Genomic DNA, 16275 nt, shown 5'->3' on the forward strand with positions numbered 1-16275 from the left:
CACGGCGGTCCAGGATTCGACGGATAGGCCGTTATACGGATGGGTGCGGCCGGGTGAATCCGCTGCGGAGCGCCCGGATCGGCGATTGGATCACGGTGGCCGGGGGTATCTGGCGGAGGTGACGGCAGGCGCGCCGCCGAAGGAGACCTCCATGCTCAGTCACCACGAACGCAGCGAGCTGGACAAGATCGAACGCTGGTTCGAGTTCAGCGATCCGGAACTGGCGGCGACGCTCTCCCGAGGCAGGCCGGGGCCGAACCGTCGTCTGCTCACCCTCTTCGCGGTGCTCTTCGACGTCTCGGCCGTCGCGTTCCTCGTGGCCGGTGTCGTCACCACGAGCCCCGCCTTCACGCTGTGCGCGCTGTTCGCCGCCGGCGGCGGGGTGGCGCTGCACGTCGTGCGCGGGCACGGCCGCTCCTGACGCGGCGGGAGCCGCGGCGCGTTTGACGTGCGCTCACCCGGGTCCGCGCCGCACACTGGTGCGGTGTCCGCCTGGGTCCTGCACGTCGATCTCGACCAGTTCATCGCCGCGGTCGAGATCGCGCGCCGGCCCGAGCTGCGCGGCCGGCCGGTGGTCGTGGGCGGCAACGGCGACCCCGCCGAGCGCGCCGTGGTGGCCACCGCGTCCTACGAAGCGCGCGAGTTCGGCGTGCAGTCCGGCATGCCGCTGCGGCTGGCCGCGAAACGCTGTCCCGACGCAGTGTTCCTGGCCACCGACGCGCCCGCGTACCAGGAGGTCTCCGACCGCGTCATGGCGCGGCTGCGTGAGCTGCCGGTGGTGGTCGAGGTGCTCGGGTGGGACGAGGCGTTCCTCGGCCTCGACACCGAAACCGTCGACACCGACACCCCCGAGGCGTTCGCGGCCGAGGTCCGCCGGGCGGTCGAGGACGAGACCGGGCTTTCGTGCTCGGTCGGCATCGGCGACAACAAGCTGCGCGCCAAGCTCGCCACCGGATTCGCGAAACCGGCCGGGATCTTCCGCCTCACGCGGGAGAACTGGTGGGCCGTGATGGCCAAGCGGCCCACCGACGCGCTGTGGGGCATCGGGCGCAAGACGGCCAAGAAGCTCGCCGAAGCCGGGTTCACCACGGTGCTGCAGCTGGCCGGCGCCGACGCGGACGACCTCGCCGCGCGGTTCGGCCCGCGCCTCGGCCCGTGGTACCGGGTGCTGGCGGGCGGGATCGGCGACGCCGAGGTCACCGCCACGCCGTACGTCGCGCGCTCCCGCAGCCGCGAGACGACGTTCCAGCAAGACCTCACCGATCCCGCGCGCATCGCGGAAGAAATCGACGCCCTCGCCGTGCGGGTCGCCCGCGACGTCGTGGACGAGGGCCGCCCGGCGGCGCGCGTCGCGGTGAAGGTGCGCTTCGCGCCGTTTCACACGCACACCCACAGCATCACGCTGCCGGAGCCGACCTCGGACGCCTCGGCGATCGGGCGCGCCGCGCGCGAGGTGCTCGGGATGTTCACGCTGGACCAGCCCGTGCGACTGCTCGGGGTGCGCGCGGAGTTCCCGCACCCGCCCGCGTGATCGGACGCGGTGACCGGCGGGGGCGCGTTTGGCCGAGCCTGTCGGCGGGGTAATCGGGACACCGGGCACACGAGTGAGGTGAGGCATGTCCGAAAACGGAGTCCCCGCGACCGGTTCCGACGACCGATTCGGCGGGCTGGGTGGCGAGTTCCTGAACCTCACGCGGTCGCTGCTGGAGGTCACGACCGTCGGGGGCGTGCTGCAGCAGCTCGTGACGGCGGCGGTCCGGGTGATCCCCGCGGCGAGCGTCGTCAGCATCACGCTGCGCTCGCCCGACGGGCTGTTCTACACCCCGATCGAGACCGATGCGATCGCCGTCGAGCTCGACCAGGTGCAGTACCGCACCGGGGAGGGCCCCTGCCTCGACGCGGCCCGCCCGGACGGCCCGGCCCACGCGGAGAGCCAGGACCTCGCCCACGAGACCGAGTGGCCGAAGTTCGGACCGGCCGCGGCCGAACGCGGCATGGGCTCGATGCTCGCCATCGCGTTGCTGCCCGACGCCCGTGAGCCGCAGTTGTCCGGTGCCCTCAACGTCTACGCGCGCGAGACCGGCGCACTCACGCCCACCGACCGCGACCTCGCGCTGCTGCTGGCCACCCACGGTTCGCTGGCGCTGGCTACCACCAACGCCGTGACGACCGCGGACCTCCAGCGGGCGCACCTGCGCAAGGCCATCGACGCGCGCGACGTGATCGGCCAGGCGAAGGGCATCCTGATGCAGCGGCGGGGCATCTCGGCCGACGAGGCGTTCGACATCCTGCGCCGCACATCACAGGACCTCAATGTGAAGCTCGCCGTGCTCGCCGAGACCCTGGCCACGCGCCACACCGAGCTCGACCTGCCCGGTCCGCGCGCTTGACAGCCTCCGGCCCACCTTGCCATGGTGGGAACCGGTAGAACGAACCGTGCGCCGCGAGGGCGCACTCCGGGCCGAGAGGCGCTGCGACGGAAGCCGAGAGTTTCCGCCACGCTCGGCCCGCGAGTTCCGGACAAGGGCGCCTCCTGCGAAGGAGGTGCCTTTTTTGTTGACCCAGCTGTCGTCGACGCGGACGTCGTCGGCACAGGTGTTGCCGTCCCAGGAAAAGCCGGCGGACGGCCTCCTCATCTCCTGAACCCTCCCGGGTGAGCCCGGTGCTGCCGAACGCGGTGGTGCCGCGATTCCCCGTGCCCTGAAACAGAAACCAGAACCGTATCGAATGGGAGCGGAACCTCTATGAGCCCGAAACTGCAGAACGTCGGCGGACTCGATTTCGCGGTGGCCGACCTGGCGCTCGCCGAGGCCGGGCGGACGCAGCTGCGCCTGGCCGAGCACGAGATGCCGGGCCTGATGGCGATCCGGCGAGAGTTCGCCGGGGCGCAGCCGCTGAAGGGCGCCCGCATCGCCGGCTCGCTGCACATGACTGTGCAGACCGCGGTGCTGATCGAAACCCTCGTGGCGCTGGGCGCCGACGTTCGCTGGGTGTCCTGCAACATCTTCTCCACCCAGGATGAGGCCGCGGCCGCCGTCGTCGTCGGTCCGAACGGGACGGCCGAGCGGCCCGAGGGCACGCCGGTGTTCGCGTGGAAGGGCGAGACGCTCGACGAGTACTGGTGGTGCACCGACCTGCTCTTCCGGTTCGCCGACGGGCAGGGCCCCAACATGATCCTGGACGACGGCGGCGACGCGACGCTGCTCGTCCACAAGGGAGTCGAGTTCGAGGCCGCGGGCGCCGTGCCGGCCGCCACGGACGCCGACGCCGAGGAGTACGCGATCGTCCTGCGCACGCTCGCCGAGAGCCTCGCCGCCGACCCGAAGCGCTTCACGCGCATCGCCGGCGAGGTCCGCGGTGTGACCGAGGAGACCACCAACGGCGTCAAGCGGCTCTACAAGCTGGCGACCGAGGGCACGCTGCTGTTCCCGGCGATGAACGTGAACGACTCGGTGACGAAGTCCAAGTTCGACAACAAGTACGGCATCCGCCACTCGATGGTCGACGGCCTCAACCGTGCCACCGACGTGATGATCGGCGGCAAGCTCGCCGTCGTCTGCGGGTACGGCGACGTCGGCAAGGGCGCCGTCGAGGCGCTGCGCGGCCAGGGCGCGCGCGTGGTGGTCACGGAGATCGACCCGATCTGCGCGCTGCAGGCGGCCATGGAGGGCCTCGACGTGGTCGAGCTGGACGACGTCGTGGAGCGCGGCGACATCTTCCTCACCACCACCGGCAACTTCGGCATCATCTCCGCCGCGCAGATGGCGCGGATGAAGCACAACGCGATCGTCGCCAACGTCGGCCACTTCGACAACGAGATCGACATGGCCGGCCTCGGCAAGGTGCCCGGCATCCGCAAGCTGGAGATCAAACCGCAGGTGCACGAGTGGGCCTTCGCTGGACAGCACGAGGGGCGCCCAGCGCACTCGATCATCGTGCTGTCCGAGGGCCGGCTCATGAACCTCGGCAACGCCACCGGGCACCCGTCGTTCGTGATGTCGAACTCGTTCGCGAACCAGGCGATCGCGCAGATCGAGCTGTTCACCAAGCCCGGCGAGTACCCGGTCGGCGTGCACCGCCTGCCCAAGCTGCTCGACGAGAAGGTGGCGCGGCTGCACCTCGACGCGCTCGGCGTGAAGCTGACGAAGCTCACGAAGGAGCAGGCGGAGTACATCGGCGTGGACGCGGCCGGCCCGTTCAAGCTGGAGCATTACCGCTACTGAGCCCCGGGCCGCCCCGGCGGAGACCGGAGGCCGGAAATAAGGGGTCCTCCGGCTCCGAGGGGGAGGGAGAGCCGAAGGACCTCGTTAGTGTTAGCACATCGCCAAGCCGGTGTACACAGCTGCATACACGATCGGGTAAGGATCGGGGCCGGAGGGGAAACCCTCGGCGGAAAACCGTGAAGGCCTCGTTCCCCGGCGGTCCGGGGAACGAGGCCTTCACGGTCACTGGGCCGCGGGAGGGCTCAGGAAGCTTGCCGAAGCTCCGTCTCGACCTCGACGGCGAGCGTGCAGAAGCACTCCGCGTCGACGGTGTGGCAGTCGATGATCAGGCCGTGGCGGACGCGGTCGAGGTCCGCGCAGCTCTCGTCCGTGCACTCGGCGAACCCGCCGTCCGGGTGAACCACCAGGGTGCCGTGACAGTGGTCGATCCCGCTGGTGCAGAACGCGCACTCCATGCTCAGGCCGCCTTCCGCTCTCGTGCTCTCGAACCGGCTCAGGTCAACACCGGCTCTTATCAGACCGGACAGCTTCTTGGTACCACCGGTGGGCGCCAGAGTCTGGCATACGGGCGGCGTGTCGCCGCAGCCGGTCCGGCGATCTCGGACCGGCGGTGATGTCCCCCGGCTTTCCCGGGGCTCGGCGGGAAAAGCTCGTTCAGGCGCTCTTCGGCCGGCGGGTCCGCGGAGCGACCTTCTTGGCCGGCTTCTCCTCGTCCGGCGCGGCCTTGCGAGAGCGCGACGAGGTGCTCTTGGCCGGCGCCGCCGAACGCGTCTTGCGGGCTTCGGAAACGCTCGCCTCCAGGGCCGCCATGAGGTCGACGACGTCGGCTTTCGCCGCCACCGCACCGGGTTTCGTCGTCTCGTTGCCCGAGACCTTGGCCTCGATCACGGATTCGAGCGCCTCACGGTAGCCGTCGGTGTACTTTTCGGACTCGAACACCGGTTCCGACAGCGAATCGATCAGCGAGCCGGCCATGGTCAGCTCCTGCGGGCGCACTTGCGGCGGATCCTCGCGCAGGAACGGGAAATCGGGCGTGCGCACCTCGTCGGGCCAGAGCATCGTGGTCATCACGAGCACGTCGGACACCACGCGCAGCAGCGCCAGGCTCTCGCGCTGGCGCACGGCCACCTTGGCGATCGCCACGTGGCTGGCCTTGTGCAGCGCGTCGCGCAGCACCACGTACGGCTTGACGGCGTTCTTCTGCGGCTCGAGGTAGTAGGTCTTGTCGAACTGGATCGGGTCGATCGACTCGAGCGGCACGAACTCCAGCACGTCGATCGTGCGCTGCGTGGCCAGCGGCAGGTCGGCGAGGTCGGCGTCGGTGATCACGACCATCTCGCCGTCGGGCAGCTCGTAGCCCTTGGCGATCTCGGCGTAGGGCACCTCCTGCCCGTCGACCGAGCAGAAGCGCTTGTACTGGATGCGGCCGCCGTCGGACTCGTGCACCTGGCGCAGCGAGACGTTCTTGTTCTCCGTGGCCGCGTACAGCTGGATCGGGATGCTGACCAGCCCGAACGAGACCGAGCCCTTCCACATCGACCGCATGCGCGCTCCTCCGCCGTCCGCCGGTGCTCCACTCACGCTCGGTAACAACCGTAGCCCGGATCATCCGATCCCGACAGTCCCGCCGGTCGGCGCGGCTCCCGACCGGCCCAGCCTGACCTGCGACGACCCGCCGGGACCGGTCACCCGGGGTAGCGGCTCCCCCGAGGCGCCACGTCACGCAAAAGTGCGGGGCACGCAGATTATTGCGTGCCCCGCACTTTTGCTACGCTGGTTCGCATGACCTCCGAATCCGTGGCACCCGTGCTCGGGCTGCGCGAACGCAAGAAGCTGGCGGCCCGGCAGGCGCTGGGTGCCGCGGCGCTGCGGCTCGCGCTCGAGCGTGGCCTGAACCAGCTGCGAGTCGAGGACATCGCGAGCGAGGTCGGCGTGTCGCCGCGCACGTTCAACAACTACTTCTCCAGCAAGGAGGAGGCGGTCTGCTCGTTCATCGTCGCGCAGCAGGAGCGCGTGCGGGAGGCGCTGCGGGCCCGGCCGGCCCACGAGCCGCTGTGGGAGGCCGTGATCAACGCGGCGGTGGAGCAGGCCTCACGCGACGGCTCGCCCCGGCGCGAGGACGTGCGCCGCATGCGCGACATGGTGCGCAACGCCGGACTGTTCGCGGAGATGCTGCGCGCGCACGCCACCGTGGAGCGCGTACTGGCCGAAGCCGTCACCGAACGGGCGGGCGGCACCGCAAATCCGTTGCACGCGAGGATGCTCGCGGGGATCGTACAGAGCGCTTCCCGCATCGCGTTTCACACGTGGCTGACCTCCGGGCCGGACGCCGAGTTCCTGCCCACGTTCGTGGACCTGCTGCGGGAGGCTTCCGCGGGCATGCCCACCCTGGCCGCGGCCGCGGCGAGCACCACCGCACCATGAGCCACCCGAACCGTCCAAAACAGACACACCACCACAGAACACCATCCTGGGGGAGAACCGACCCGTGCTGATCCGCCTGTTGCGCAGTCATCTGCGCCCCTACAAGACGACCATTTGGCTGGTCGTCGTCCTGCAGCTGGTGCAGACGCTGGCCGCGCTGTACCTGCCGACGCTCAACGCCGACATCGTCGACAACGGGCTCGTGAAAGGCGACACCGGCTACATCATGCGGATCGGCGGCATGATGCTGCTGGTCACGCTGGTGCAGATCGCCGGCTCGATCGGCGCCGTCTACTTCGGCGCCCGCACCGCCATGTCCCTGGGCCGCGACGTGCGCGGCTCGGTGTTCCACCGGGTCCAGGACTTCTCCGCCCGCGAGGTCGGCCAGTTCGGCACACCCTCGCTCATCACCCGCACCACCAACGACGTGCAGCAGGTCCAGATGCTGGTGCTGATGACGCTGACGCTGATGGTGTCGGCACCGATCATGTGCGTCGGCGGCATCCTCCTGGCGCTGAACCAGGACGTGCCGCTCTCGTCGCTGCTGCTGGTGATCGTGCCGGTGCTGGGCGTCGCCGTCGGCCTGATCATCGCCCGTATGCGTCCGGCGTTCCGGCTCATGCAGGTGCGCATCGACAAGATCAACCAGGTGATGCGCGAGCAGATCATGGGCATCCGCGTGATCCGCGCGTTCGTGCGCGACGAGCGCGAGCGCGAACGCTTCGGCCAGGCCAACGACGAGCTGCTCACCGTGTCGCTGCGCGTCGGCCGGCTGATGGCGCTTATGTTCCCCACCGTGATGCTGGTGGTCAACGTCTCGAGCGTCGCCGTGCTGTGGTTCGGCGGGCACCGCATCGAGAGCGGCTCGATGCAGATCGGCGCGTTGACGGCGTTCCTGGCCTACCTGCTGCAGATCCTGATGTCGGTCATGATGGCCACGTTCATGTTCATGATGGTGCCGCGCGCCGAGGTGAGCGCGGAGCGCATCTCCGAGGTCCTCGACACCGAGTCGAGCGTCCGCCCTCCGCTGAAGCCGGTCTCCCCCGGCCGCGTGCACGGCGTGCTGGAGCTGACCGGCGTCGAGTTCTGCTACCCCGGCGCGGAGAAGGCGGTGCTGCGCGACATCTCGCTGAGCGCGCGCCCCGGTGAGACCACCGCCGTGATCGGCAGCACGGGCAGCGGCAAGACCACCCTGCTCAACCTGATCCCCCGGCTCATGGACGCCACCTCCGGCACCGTCCGCGTGGACGGCGTCGACGTGCGCGAGCTCGACCCGGCCGTGCTCGCCTCGGCCGTCGGGATGGTGCCGCAGAAGCCGTACCTGTTCGCGGGCACGGTGGCGAGCAACCTGCGTTACGGCAACCCGGACGCCACCGACGACGAGCTCTGGCACGCGCTGGAAGTGGCGCAGGGCAAGGACTTCGTGCAGAAGATGACCGAAGGGCTCGCCTCCCCGATCGCCCAGGGCGGCACGAACGTCTCGGGCGGGCAGCGCCAGCGTCTCGCCATCGCGCGGATGCTGGTGCACAAACCGGAGATCTACCTGTTCGACGACTCGTTCAGCGCGCTGGACTACGCGACCGACGCGGCGCTGCGCCGCGCGCTGACCGACGAGACCCGCGAGGCGACGGTGGTCATCGTCGCGCAGCGCGTGAGCACCATCCGGGGCGCCGACCGCATCATCGTCCTCGACGACGGGCGCGTCGTCGGCACCGGAACCCACCACGAACTGATGGACGGCAACGAAACGTATCGCGAGATCGTGCTTTCGCAGCTGACCGAGCAGGAGGCGGCGTGAGCGAGGAAGAGGGCACCACGGGAGCGGTCGCGACGGAGGTCGGCGAACGGCCGACCGCGGCGCGCAACAAGAACGTCGCGCCCGCCGCGGGGCCGGGGCGGTTCATGGCCGGCGGCATGCCGCCGGAGAAGGCGATGGACTTCAAGGGGTCGCTGGCCCGGCTGCTGCGCCTGCTGAGGCCGCAGCGGGCGGCGCTGATCGGCGTGCTGATCCTCGGCACGGTGAGCGTCGCGCTGACCGTGATCGGGCCGAAGATCCTCGCGCGTGCCACCGACCTGATCTTCGCGGGCGTGATCGGCAAGAACCTGCCCTCCGGCGTCACGAAGGACGCCGTCGTCGCGGGCCTGCGGGCGCAGGGCAACACCACGCTCGCGGACATCTTCGCGCGCGCCGACATCGTGCCGGGCCAGGGCATCGACTTCACAGCCGTGGGCCAGGTGCTGCTGATCGTGCTGGCGCTGTACGTGATCGCGTCGTTCTTCGGCCTGATCCAGGCGCGCCTGACGACGAGCCTCGTGCAGGGCGCTGTCTACTCGCTGCGCCGCGACGTCGAGGAGAAGCTCGCGCGGCTGCCGCTGCGCTACTTCGACCGCCAGCCGCGAGGTGAGGTGCTCAGCCGCGTCACCAACGACATCGACAACCTCGCGCAGTCGCTGCAGCAGACGCTCTCGCAGATCGTCACCTCGGTGCTGACGGTGATCGGCGTGCTGCTGATGATGTTCCTGATCTCACCGCTGCTCGCGATCATCGCGCTGCTGACCGTGCCCGTGTCGGTGTTCATCGCGGCCAAGATCGGCAAGCGCGCGCAGCCGCAGTTCATCAAGCAGTGGGCCACGACGGGAAAGCTCAACGCGCACATCGAGGAGATGTACACCGGCCACTCGCTGGTCAAGGTCTTCGGCCGGCGTGAAGAGGCCGAAGCGATGTTCCGCGAGCAGAACGACACGCTGTACAACGCGAGCTTCCGGGCGCAGTTCATCTCCGGCACGATCCAGCCGGCGATGATGTTCATCGGCAACCTGAACTACGTGCTGGTCGCCGTGATCGGTGCGCTGCGCGTGGCGTCGGGCACCCTGACGCTGGGCGACGTGCAGGCTTTCATCCAGTACTCGCGCCAGTTCAGCCAGCCGGTGACCCAGATCGCGAGCATGGCGAACCTGCTGCAGTCGGGTGTCGCCTCGGCCGAGCGGGTGTTCGCGCTGCTCGACGCGAAGGAGCAGGCGCCCGAGCCGGCGGACCCGCAGCGCCCGGCCGTGGTCCACGGCAAGGTCGAGTTCCACGACGTGTCCTTCCGCTACCTCGAGGACACGCCGCTGATCGAGGACCTCTCGCTCACGGTGGAGCCGGGCCAGACGGTCGCGATCGTCGGCCCGACCGGCGCCGGCAAGACCACGCTGGTGAACCTGCTGATGCGGTTCTACGAGATCGACAGCGGGCGCATCACGCTCGACGGCGTGGACATCGCGAAGATGAACCGCGAGGAGCTGCGTGACAAGACCGGCATGGTCCTGCAGGACGCGTGGCTGTTCGGCGGCACCATCGAGGAGAACATCGCCTACGGCGCCGACGACGTGACCCACGAGCAGGTCGTGGAAGCGGCCACCGCGACCTACGTGGACCGCTTCGTGCGCACGCTGCCCGACGGCTACGCCACGGTGATCGACGACGAGGGCGGCACGGTCAGCGCCGGTGAGAAGCAGCTGATCACGGTGGCGCGGGCGTTCCTCGCGAAGCCGGCCATCCTCATCCTCGACGAGGCGACCAGCTCCGTGGACACCCGCACAGAGGTGCTCATCCAGCACGCGATGAACTCGCTGCGCGAGGGCCGCACGAGCTTCGTGATCGCCCACCGCCTGTCCACGATCCGCGACGCCGACGTGATCCTGGTGATGGAGTCGGGCCGCATCGTGGAGCAGGGCGACCACGAATCCCTGCTGCACGCGGGCGGCGCGTACTCCCGCCTGTACGCGGCGCAGTTCGCCGAGGCGATGGCCGAGACGGACTGATCCGGGGCGTTCGATCCGGGGCGGTGCCGCTGTGATGAAACACGGTGGCGCCGCCCCGGATGCGTTTACGGGCTCTGGTTCTCCAGGCGTGCTACAGGCGGGGCACGTTGCGCAGATTGGACTTCGCCAGCTGCAGCATCTTGCCCACGCCGCCGCCGAGGACGGTGCGGCTCGCGGCGAGTGCGAAGCCGCGCACCTGGGCGGCGGTGATGTTCGGCGGGATCGACAGCGCGTTGGGATCGGTCACCACGTCGAGGACCGCGGGGCCGTCGTGGTCGAGGATCTCGCGGATGCCCTCGCGCACGTCGGCCGGCTTCTCGACCCGGCGGGAGTGCAGGCCGGACGCGCGGGCGATGGCGGCGAAGTCGACGGAGTCGTGGTCGGTGCCGAACTCGGGCAAGCCGTCCACGAGCATCTCGAGCTTCACCATGCCGAGCGAGGAGTTGTTGAACACCACGACTTTCACGGGCAGCGCGTGGGTCTTCAGCGTGAGCAGCTCCCCCATCAGCATCGCCAGCCCGCCGTCGCCGCACATCGCCACGACCTGGCGACCCGGCGCCGCCGACTGCACGCCGATGGCGTGGGGCAGCGCGTTGGCCATGCTGCCGTGCACGAACGAGCCGATCAGCCGGCGCCGGCCGTTGGGCGTGACGTAGCGGGCCGCCCAGACGTTGCCCATGCCGGTGTCCACGGTGAACACCGCGTCGTCGGCGGCCTCCTCGTCGAGGATGTCGGCGACGTACTCCGGGTGCAGCGGCACGCGCTGCGCGACGTCGCTCGTGTACGCGTCGACCACGCGCTGCAGGCTGCGTTCGTGCTTGTGCAGCATGCTGTGCAGGAACGAGCGGTCCTCGTGGCGGCGCAGCCGCGGCAGGGCGGCGCGGATTGTGGCGCCGACGTCGCCCAGCACCCCGAACTCGAGCACCGAGCGGCGGCCGATGCGGGCGGGGTCGATGTCCACCTGCACGGTGTTGCGCTGCGGCAGGAACGTGTCGTACGGGAAGTCGGTGCCGAGCAAAAGCACGAGGTCGGCCTCGTGCATCGCGTCATAGCAGGAGCCGTAGCCGAGCAGGCCGCTCATGCCGACGTCGAACGGGTTGTCGTACTGCACGAACTCCTTGCCCCGCAAGGAATGCCCCACCGGCGCGCCGATCGTGTCGGCCAGCGCGAGGAGGTCTTCGTGGGCGTCGCGGCAGCCCGCGCCGGCCATGATCATCACCTTCTCGGCGCGGTTGATCCGCTCCACGAGCCGGTCGACGTCGGCCGCGGCGGGCACGATGGCCGGTGGAGTGCCGAGCGGCGCCGACACCCCCGTCGGGTTCACGGCGGACTCGTGCGAGACGTCGCCGGGCAGCACCAGCACGGCCGCGCCGCGCCGGCCCACCGCGTTCTGCACCGCGATCCGCGCGAGCCGCGGCATCTGCTCGGGGCCGCTCACCAGCTCGCAGTAGTGCGAGCACTCCGCGAACAGCTGCTGCGGGTGCGTCTCCTGGAAGAAGCCGGTGCCGATCTGAGTCGACGGGATGTGCGACGCGAGCGCGAGCACCGGCGCGCCCGAGCGGTGCGCGTCGTAGACCCCTTGCAGCAGGTGCAGGTTGCCAGGACCGCAGCTGCCCGCGCACACGGCCAGCTCACCGGTGAGCTGCGCCTCGGCGGCCGCGGCGAACGCGCCGGCCTCTTCGTTGCGCACGTGCACCCAGTCGATCCCGCCGCGCGCCGAGCCGCCGGTGCGGCGCACGGCGTCGACCACGGGGTTGAGGCTGTCGCCGACCACGCCGTAGATGCGGCGCACGCCGGACTGCACGAGAACGTCGATCAGCTGGTCGGCCACGGTCGCCATGAGCGGTCCTTTCCCTCGGGTCCCCGGCAGTCTCGCACCTCCCGGTGAACGTCGCTCGCCCTTGACAACTATTCTTGTCAATGACACCGTGGAATTCCCGTCAGGTGAGGAGGAACCGGTCATGACCCACGAGTTCGACGTAACCAAGCAGGTCCGCCTGCCCGCACCCCCGGAGGCCGTGTGGGACGCCGTGGCCACGGGACCGGGCATCGACTCGTGGTTCATGGGCAAGCACGAGGTCGACGCCCAGGCGCAGCGCGTCCGCTTCGCCGTGGGCGAGTTCACCAGCGAAGCCGAGATCACCACGTGGGAGCCACCGCGGCGCTTCGCCTACCGCGCGACGCCGGCGCCCGACGGCAGCTTCGACGCCTTCGAGTTCCTCGTGGAGGCGGCCGAGGGCGGCACGTCGGTGCTGCGCTTCATCCACCACGGCTTCACCGCGCAGGACTGGGGCGAGGAGTACCACGAGGGCTTCAGCCGCGGCTGGGACATGTACCTGCACACGCTCGGCCAGCTCCTGCAGCACTTCCCCGGCCGCCGCGCGCGGTTCGTGATCGCCGCCGGTCCGGAGTCGTCGGCGTCGCCGGAAGCCTGGCCGAAGCTGGTGCGAGCGCTGGGGCTGCCGGACGCGCCCGAGGCCGGGCAGCCGGTGCGGTTCGCGGTCGACGGCGTCGGGCCTGTCGAGGGCATCCTCGACTACACGACCCCGCACTACGCGGGCATCCGGACCCCGGACGCGCTCTACCGCTTCCACGAGCGGTCGGGGATGGGGATGCCGATCGCGATCGGGCACCACCTGTTCGCCGGCGACGCCGACGTCGAGCAGGAAAGCAAAGCCTGGCAGGCGTGGCTGGAGCGCGTACTGGCGTGATCGGGCGCTAAAGTGGGCGCACCCGAAGGGACGGGGGTGCCACGCCTGCGATGGCGGACGAACTCGCCGAACGCCGGCGCCGACGCGCACTCGGCCAGGCACTCGAACCGGCACCCGAGCATCCCGTCGAGAAGCATCCCGTCGACCAGCACCTCATCGACCAGCATCCCATTGACCAGCGCCTCATCGAAAACAGTGGCGTGTTCGTGGTCCAGGAACACCGCGCTTCGCAGCTGCACTGGGATTTCCGCCTCGAACGCGGTGGGGTGCTCACGTCGTGGACCGTCCCGCGCGGCCTGCCCCGCTCTCCCGGCCGCGGCCGGCTCGCCATTCGCATCGACGACCAGCCCGTGGCCTACGCGGACTTCGAAGGCGAGATCCCGGCGGGCGAGTACGGCGCCGGGACGGTCGAGGTGTGGGACCGCGGCCGCTACGAAACTGTGCACTGGCACGAGCACCGCATCGAGTTCGTGCTCCACGGCGAACGCCTGCGGGGCCGCTACGAGCTCGACCGCGGCAGCACCGAGGCCGGAGAGGCGGACGGCTGGCGGCTGCGTCGTCTCGACCCCGCCGAGCCCGGCCACGAGGACACGCCGCGGTTCCTCGCGCCGATGCCCGCCCGGCCGGGACGCATGCCCTCCACCGCCGAGGACGGCGACTGGGCGTACGAGTTCGCGTGGCCGGGCCGTCGCACGCTCGTGCGCGCGGGCGGCGCGCGCGTGGCGGCCGTCGACCAGACCGGCGTCGACGTGACCGCGCGCTACCCGGAGCTGCGTGGTCTCGCCGCGCAGCTCGGATCCACGGAAGCGTTGCTGGACGGGCAGATCGTGGTGTTCGCCGCGGGCAGGCCGGACCCGGAAGGGCTGCGCCGCCGCGCGGAAGCGGACCCCGGAACGGCGCGCCGGCTCGTGGACCGGCATCCCGCGTTCTTCTTCGTCTCCGACGTGCTGCACCTCGACGGCCGCTCGCGGCTGGCCCTGCCGTATCTCGAACGCCGCGCGCTGCTCGACGACTTGGGCCTCGCCGGCGACCACTGGCAGGTGCCGCCGACCCACCTCGGCGACGGCGGCGCCGTCGCACGGGCGAGCCGCGACCACGGTCTGCCCGGCCTTGTCGCGAAGCGCCGGAGCAGCCCGTACCGGCCGGGCCGGGCGAACACGGACTGGCTGTTCGTGGAGTCCCCGGACGTGCGCCGGGTGCTCATCGCGGGCTGGCGTCCCGGCGGCGGCCGGCGAGCCGGGACGTTCGGGTCACTGCTGCTGGCCGTGCCCGACGGCGCGGGCCTGCGCTACGCGGGCAGCGTCGGAGTCGGCTTCTCCGAGGAGGAACTCGGCTCGCTCGCCGCGGTGCTCGCGCAGCTGGAACAACCGCGGCCGCCGTTGGCCGACGTGCCGGACCACCCCGATGCGCGCTGGGTACGGCCCGTGCTCGCCGCGGAGGTCCTGCACGGGCCGAAGTCCGCGCCGCGCTGGCGCGGGCTGCTCAGCGAGCCCGGGTAGCCGGGCGGCGCAGGCACAGCGCGATACCGGCCAGCAGCACGACGGCACCGGCGACGATGTTGCCCGTCAACGCTCCCACCGACGGCGCGGTTTCGTCCCCGTAGCGCAGGATTAGCGGCGACACCGCGGCCCAGACGCCGAGCACCGGCAGGACCCACGTGAGGGCCTGCGGGCGCGTGGTGCGCGCTCGCACGGCGGCGAGCACGATGATCGCCAGACCGGCCACCGTGTTGCTGATCGCGAGCTCCGCCGCGCCGCCGAACCGCGCCAGCCACGGGCCGATGATCAAGTACAGACCGGCCAGCACGGCCAGCCCCGCGGCGCCGCCGACCAGTGCGCCGACGGCACCGTTCGTGCCGGTGCGTTCGGTCGTGGTGGACATCCCGGATCACCTCGCCGTAGTCGGGTTCCCTTGATCGGGTTCACGGGTGGAGTACCCACGATCGGCGTGGCTCGCACGGGCCCGGGGTGATCTCCACCCGTTCGGCGGCCGGTCAGGCGCGGGCGGCCGCGCAGGCGTCCACGAGCCGCGGCCGCACGTCGAGGGCCTGGGCGGCGCCCGTGACGTCGAAGACCCGCAGCACGAGGCGTCCGGTCGCGACCACGGACAACGCGGGGCGCGTGCGGCTCGTCTCCTCCAGCACGCGCAGGCCGGCGCAGCTGAGGAACCCGACGCGCGAGAGGTCGACCACGAGCTTGTCCCCCACTACGCACGCCGCGGCCAGCACCGTCCGGAAGTCGCCGACCGAGGCGGCGTCGATCTCGCCCGCGGCGGTGACGAGCACGAGGTCGTCGTCGCGGACGGTGGTCAGGAGGGTGAGACCGGAATCCCCTCGGCGCTGGGGCATTGGCCTGACGGTACGCGCTCCCCCGGCCCGGTCAACCCCCGCGCGGCGCGCAGGTGGGGGACCTCACGAGTCACCCGGAGTGACCGTAACGGTGCGGAACGGTCATCGGTGCTGCTGGGGCCGGGCCGGAGACTGCCCATCGCCCTCAGTGGTGGGCAGTCCCCGGCCGGCCGCGCGGCCGGTGCGAACGGAGGGTCCGATCAGCCGCCGGCGGTGTAGTAGGTGATGTCCCAGTGATTGCCCTCGTCGCAGTAGAGGTTGCTGGAGGGGGCCTGCCACTGCGGGTAGCCGTCGCCGCGCAGGCCGATGTAGGAGAAGTTGTTCTTGACGTAGCCGTCGATGCAGCTGTTGTGCGAGATGTCCACCTTGTAGCCGTTGTAGTGGCTGTAGGTGCCCGAGGCGTGGCCGACCTCGGTGCCGCCGGTGATGTTGATCGCGCAGCCGCTGGCGCGCTTGAGCGTGATCACGCCACTGACAGTGGTCTGGTTGATCTGCTCGAACGACGTGCAGGTGGAGTTCGACCGCGTGGTGCACCCGCCGCTCGACGAGTGCGTGACACCCGCCGCCGACAGCTGCGACGCCGCCTGGGACTGCGTCAGCTTGGTGACGGTGGGTGCGGCCGAAGCCGTGGCCGTACCGAGCACCGTCATGGCCGCCGCGGCAGCCAGTCCGACGGCCGCCTTGGGCAGCATCGGAGGAACGCGCATGACTTGCCTCCTCGTGGGGACTTACGACGAGGGGGAGCCTTGTGCGCGGCTCCATACGA

At 70.6% G+C, this 16275-nt stretch carries 15 protein-coding genes and 1 riboswitch; of the genes, 9 read left to right on the forward strand and 6 right to left on the reverse strand.

Annotated features, from left to right (window positions below):
• Positions 1–151: 151 nt before the first annotated feature.
• From AB0H62_RS20485 to ahcY, 4 genes are all read left to right on the forward strand, one after another.
• Positions 152–421, forward strand: a complete 270-nt coding sequence (locus tag AB0H62_RS20485; protein ID WP_220241325.1) for a DUF3040 domain-containing protein — start codon at positions 152–154, stop codon at positions 419–421.
• A gap of 63 nt (positions 422–484) precedes the next feature.
• Positions 485–1531, forward strand: a complete 1047-nt coding sequence (locus tag AB0H62_RS20490; RefSeq protein ID WP_360587484.1) for a DNA polymerase IV — start codon at positions 485–487, stop codon at positions 1529–1531.
• A gap of 85 nt (positions 1532–1616) precedes the next feature.
• A complete protein-coding gene (locus AB0H62_RS20495; protein ID WP_360587485.1) occupies positions 1617–2390 on the forward strand; it encodes a GAF and ANTAR domain-containing protein in 774 nt (257 codons plus the stop codon).
• A gap of 67 nt (positions 2391–2457) precedes the next feature.
• A riboswitch (S-adenosyl-L-homocysteine riboswitch) is annotated at positions 2458–2539 on the forward strand.
• A gap of 205 nt (positions 2540–2744) precedes the next feature.
• Positions 2745–4223, forward strand: a complete 1479-nt coding sequence (ahcY, locus tag AB0H62_RS20500; RefSeq protein ID WP_360587489.1) for an adenosylhomocysteinase — start codon at positions 2745–2747, stop codon at positions 4221–4223.
• Between the two features lie 242 nt (positions 4224–4465).
• Here ahcY and AB0H62_RS20505 read toward each other — a convergent pair whose 3' ends face one another.
• Together AB0H62_RS20505 and AB0H62_RS20510 are read right to left on the reverse strand one after the other, a co-directional pair.
• Complete coding sequence (locus tag AB0H62_RS20505; RefSeq protein ID WP_360587491.1) at positions 4466–4678, reverse strand: hypothetical protein; 213 nt, start codon at positions 4676–4678, stop codon at positions 4466–4468.
• Positions 4679–4877: 199 nt separating this feature from the next.
• The gene (locus AB0H62_RS20510) at positions 4878–5768 is read right to left on the reverse strand and encodes a Ku protein (protein WP_360587493.1); all 891 of its coding nucleotides are present in this window, start codon (positions 5766–5768) and stop codon (positions 4878–4880) included.
• A gap of 237 nt (positions 5769–6005) precedes the next feature.
• Between AB0H62_RS20510 and AB0H62_RS20515 the strand changes: the two genes are divergently transcribed.
• The 3 genes from AB0H62_RS20515 (at position 6006) to AB0H62_RS20525 (ending at position 10451) form a co-directional block, all read left to right on the forward strand.
• Positions 6006–6647, forward strand: a complete 642-nt coding sequence (locus AB0H62_RS20515) for a TetR family transcriptional regulator (protein ID WP_220241331.1) — start codon at positions 6006–6008, stop codon at positions 6645–6647.
• Positions 6648–6711: 64 nt separating this feature from the next.
• Complete coding sequence (locus AB0H62_RS20520; protein WP_220241332.1) at positions 6712–8445, forward strand: ABC transporter ATP-binding protein; 1734 nt, start codon at positions 6712–6714, stop codon at positions 8443–8445.
• 116 nt (positions 8446–8561) lie between these two features.
• Positions 8562–10451 carry an ABC transporter ATP-binding protein gene (locus AB0H62_RS20525; protein WP_360587584.1) on the forward strand — a complete coding sequence of 630 codons (1890 nt, stop codon included), beginning with the start codon at positions 8562–8564 and terminating at the stop codon, positions 10449–10451.
• Positions 10452–10542: 91 nt separating this feature from the next.
• Here the strand turns inward: AB0H62_RS20525 and AB0H62_RS20530 are convergent, their stop codons facing one another.
• Entirely contained in the window at positions 10543–12291 is a 1749-nt protein-coding gene (locus AB0H62_RS20530; protein WP_360587496.1) for a pyruvate dehydrogenase, read from the reverse strand.
• Between the two features lie 121 nt (positions 12292–12412).
• On the opposite strand from AB0H62_RS20530, the gene AB0H62_RS20535 reads away from it, so the two are divergent.
• Positions 12413–13162, forward strand: a complete 750-nt coding sequence (locus AB0H62_RS20535) for an SRPBCC domain-containing protein (RefSeq protein WP_360587498.1) — start codon at positions 12413–12415, stop codon at positions 13160–13162.
• Positions 13163–13212: 50 nt separating this feature from the next.
• Positions 13213–14661 carry a DNA polymerase ligase N-terminal domain-containing protein gene (locus AB0H62_RS20540; protein ID WP_360587500.1) on the forward strand — a complete coding sequence of 483 codons (1449 nt, stop codon included), beginning with the start codon at positions 13213–13215 and terminating at the stop codon, positions 14659–14661.
• Here the strand turns inward: AB0H62_RS20540 and AB0H62_RS20545 are convergent.
• From AB0H62_RS20545 to AB0H62_RS20555, 3 genes are all read right to left on the reverse strand, one after another.
• Positions 14645–15043, reverse strand: coding sequence for an SPW repeat protein (locus AB0H62_RS20545; protein WP_220241336.1), 399 nt, complete (start codon positions 15041–15043; stop codon positions 14645–14647). The two genes, AB0H62_RS20540 and AB0H62_RS20545, sit on opposite strands and share 17 nt — an antisense overlap.
• A gap of 112 nt (positions 15044–15155) precedes the next feature.
• Positions 15156–15509: an STAS domain-containing protein gene (locus AB0H62_RS20550; RefSeq protein WP_220241337.1), complete on the reverse strand. Its 354-nt coding sequence runs from the start codon at positions 15507–15509 to the stop codon at positions 15156–15158.
• A 200-nt stretch (positions 15510–15709) separates the two neighbouring features.
• Entirely contained in the window at positions 15710–16216 is a 507-nt protein-coding gene (locus tag AB0H62_RS20555; RefSeq protein WP_255638073.1) for a hypothetical protein, read from the reverse strand.
• Positions 16217–16275 lie beyond the last annotated feature (59 nt).

Origin of the sequence: Amycolatopsis sp. NPDC050768 (assembly GCF_040654155.1) — a bacterium.
Lineage (GTDB): Bacteria > Actinomycetota > Actinomycetes > Mycobacteriales > Pseudonocardiaceae > Amycolatopsis.

Coding starts and splice junctions, on each gene's coding strand:
- AB0H62_RS20485 (WP_220241325.1), top strand. CDS start 152: ATGCTCAGTCACCACGAACGCAGCGAGCTGGACAAGATCGAACGCTGG.
- AB0H62_RS20495 (WP_360587485.1), top strand. CDS start 1,617: ATGTCCGAAAACGGAGTCCCCGCGACCGGTTCCGACGACCGATTCGGC.
- ahcY (WP_360587489.1), top strand. CDS start 2,745: ATGAGCCCGAAACTGCAGAACGTCGGCGGACTCGATTTCGCGGTGGCC.
- AB0H62_RS20505 (WP_360587491.1), bottom strand. CDS start 4,678: ATGGAGTGCGCGTTCTGCACCAGCGGGATCGACCACTGTCACGGCACC.
- AB0H62_RS20510 (WP_360587493.1), bottom strand. CDS start 5,768: ATGCGGTCGATGTGGAAGGGCTCGGTCTCGTTCGGGCTGGTCAGCATC.
- AB0H62_RS20515 (WP_220241331.1), top strand. CDS start 6,006: ATGACCTCCGAATCCGTGGCACCCGTGCTCGGGCTGCGCGAACGCAAG.
- AB0H62_RS20525 (WP_360587584.1), top strand. CDS start 8,562: ATGCCGCCGGAGAAGGCGATGGACTTCAAGGGGTCGCTGGCCCGGCTG.
- AB0H62_RS20530 (WP_360587496.1), bottom strand. CDS start 12,291: ATGGCGACCGTGGCCGACCAGCTGATCGACGTTCTCGTGCAGTCCGGC.
- AB0H62_RS20535 (WP_360587498.1), top strand. CDS start 12,413: ATGACCCACGAGTTCGACGTAACCAAGCAGGTCCGCCTGCCCGCACCC.
- AB0H62_RS20540 (WP_360587500.1), top strand. CDS start 13,213: ATGGCGGACGAACTCGCCGAACGCCGGCGCCGACGCGCACTCGGCCAG.
- AB0H62_RS20545 (WP_220241336.1), bottom strand. CDS start 15,043: ATGTCCACCACGACCGAACGCACCGGCACGAACGGTGCCGTCGGCGCA.
- AB0H62_RS20550 (WP_220241337.1), bottom strand. CDS start 15,509: ATGCCCCAGCGCCGAGGGGATTCCGGTCTCACCCTCCTGACCACCGTC.
- AB0H62_RS20555 (WP_255638073.1), bottom strand. CDS start 16,216: ATGCGCGTTCCTCCGATGCTGCCCAAGGCGGCCGTCGGACTGGCTGCC.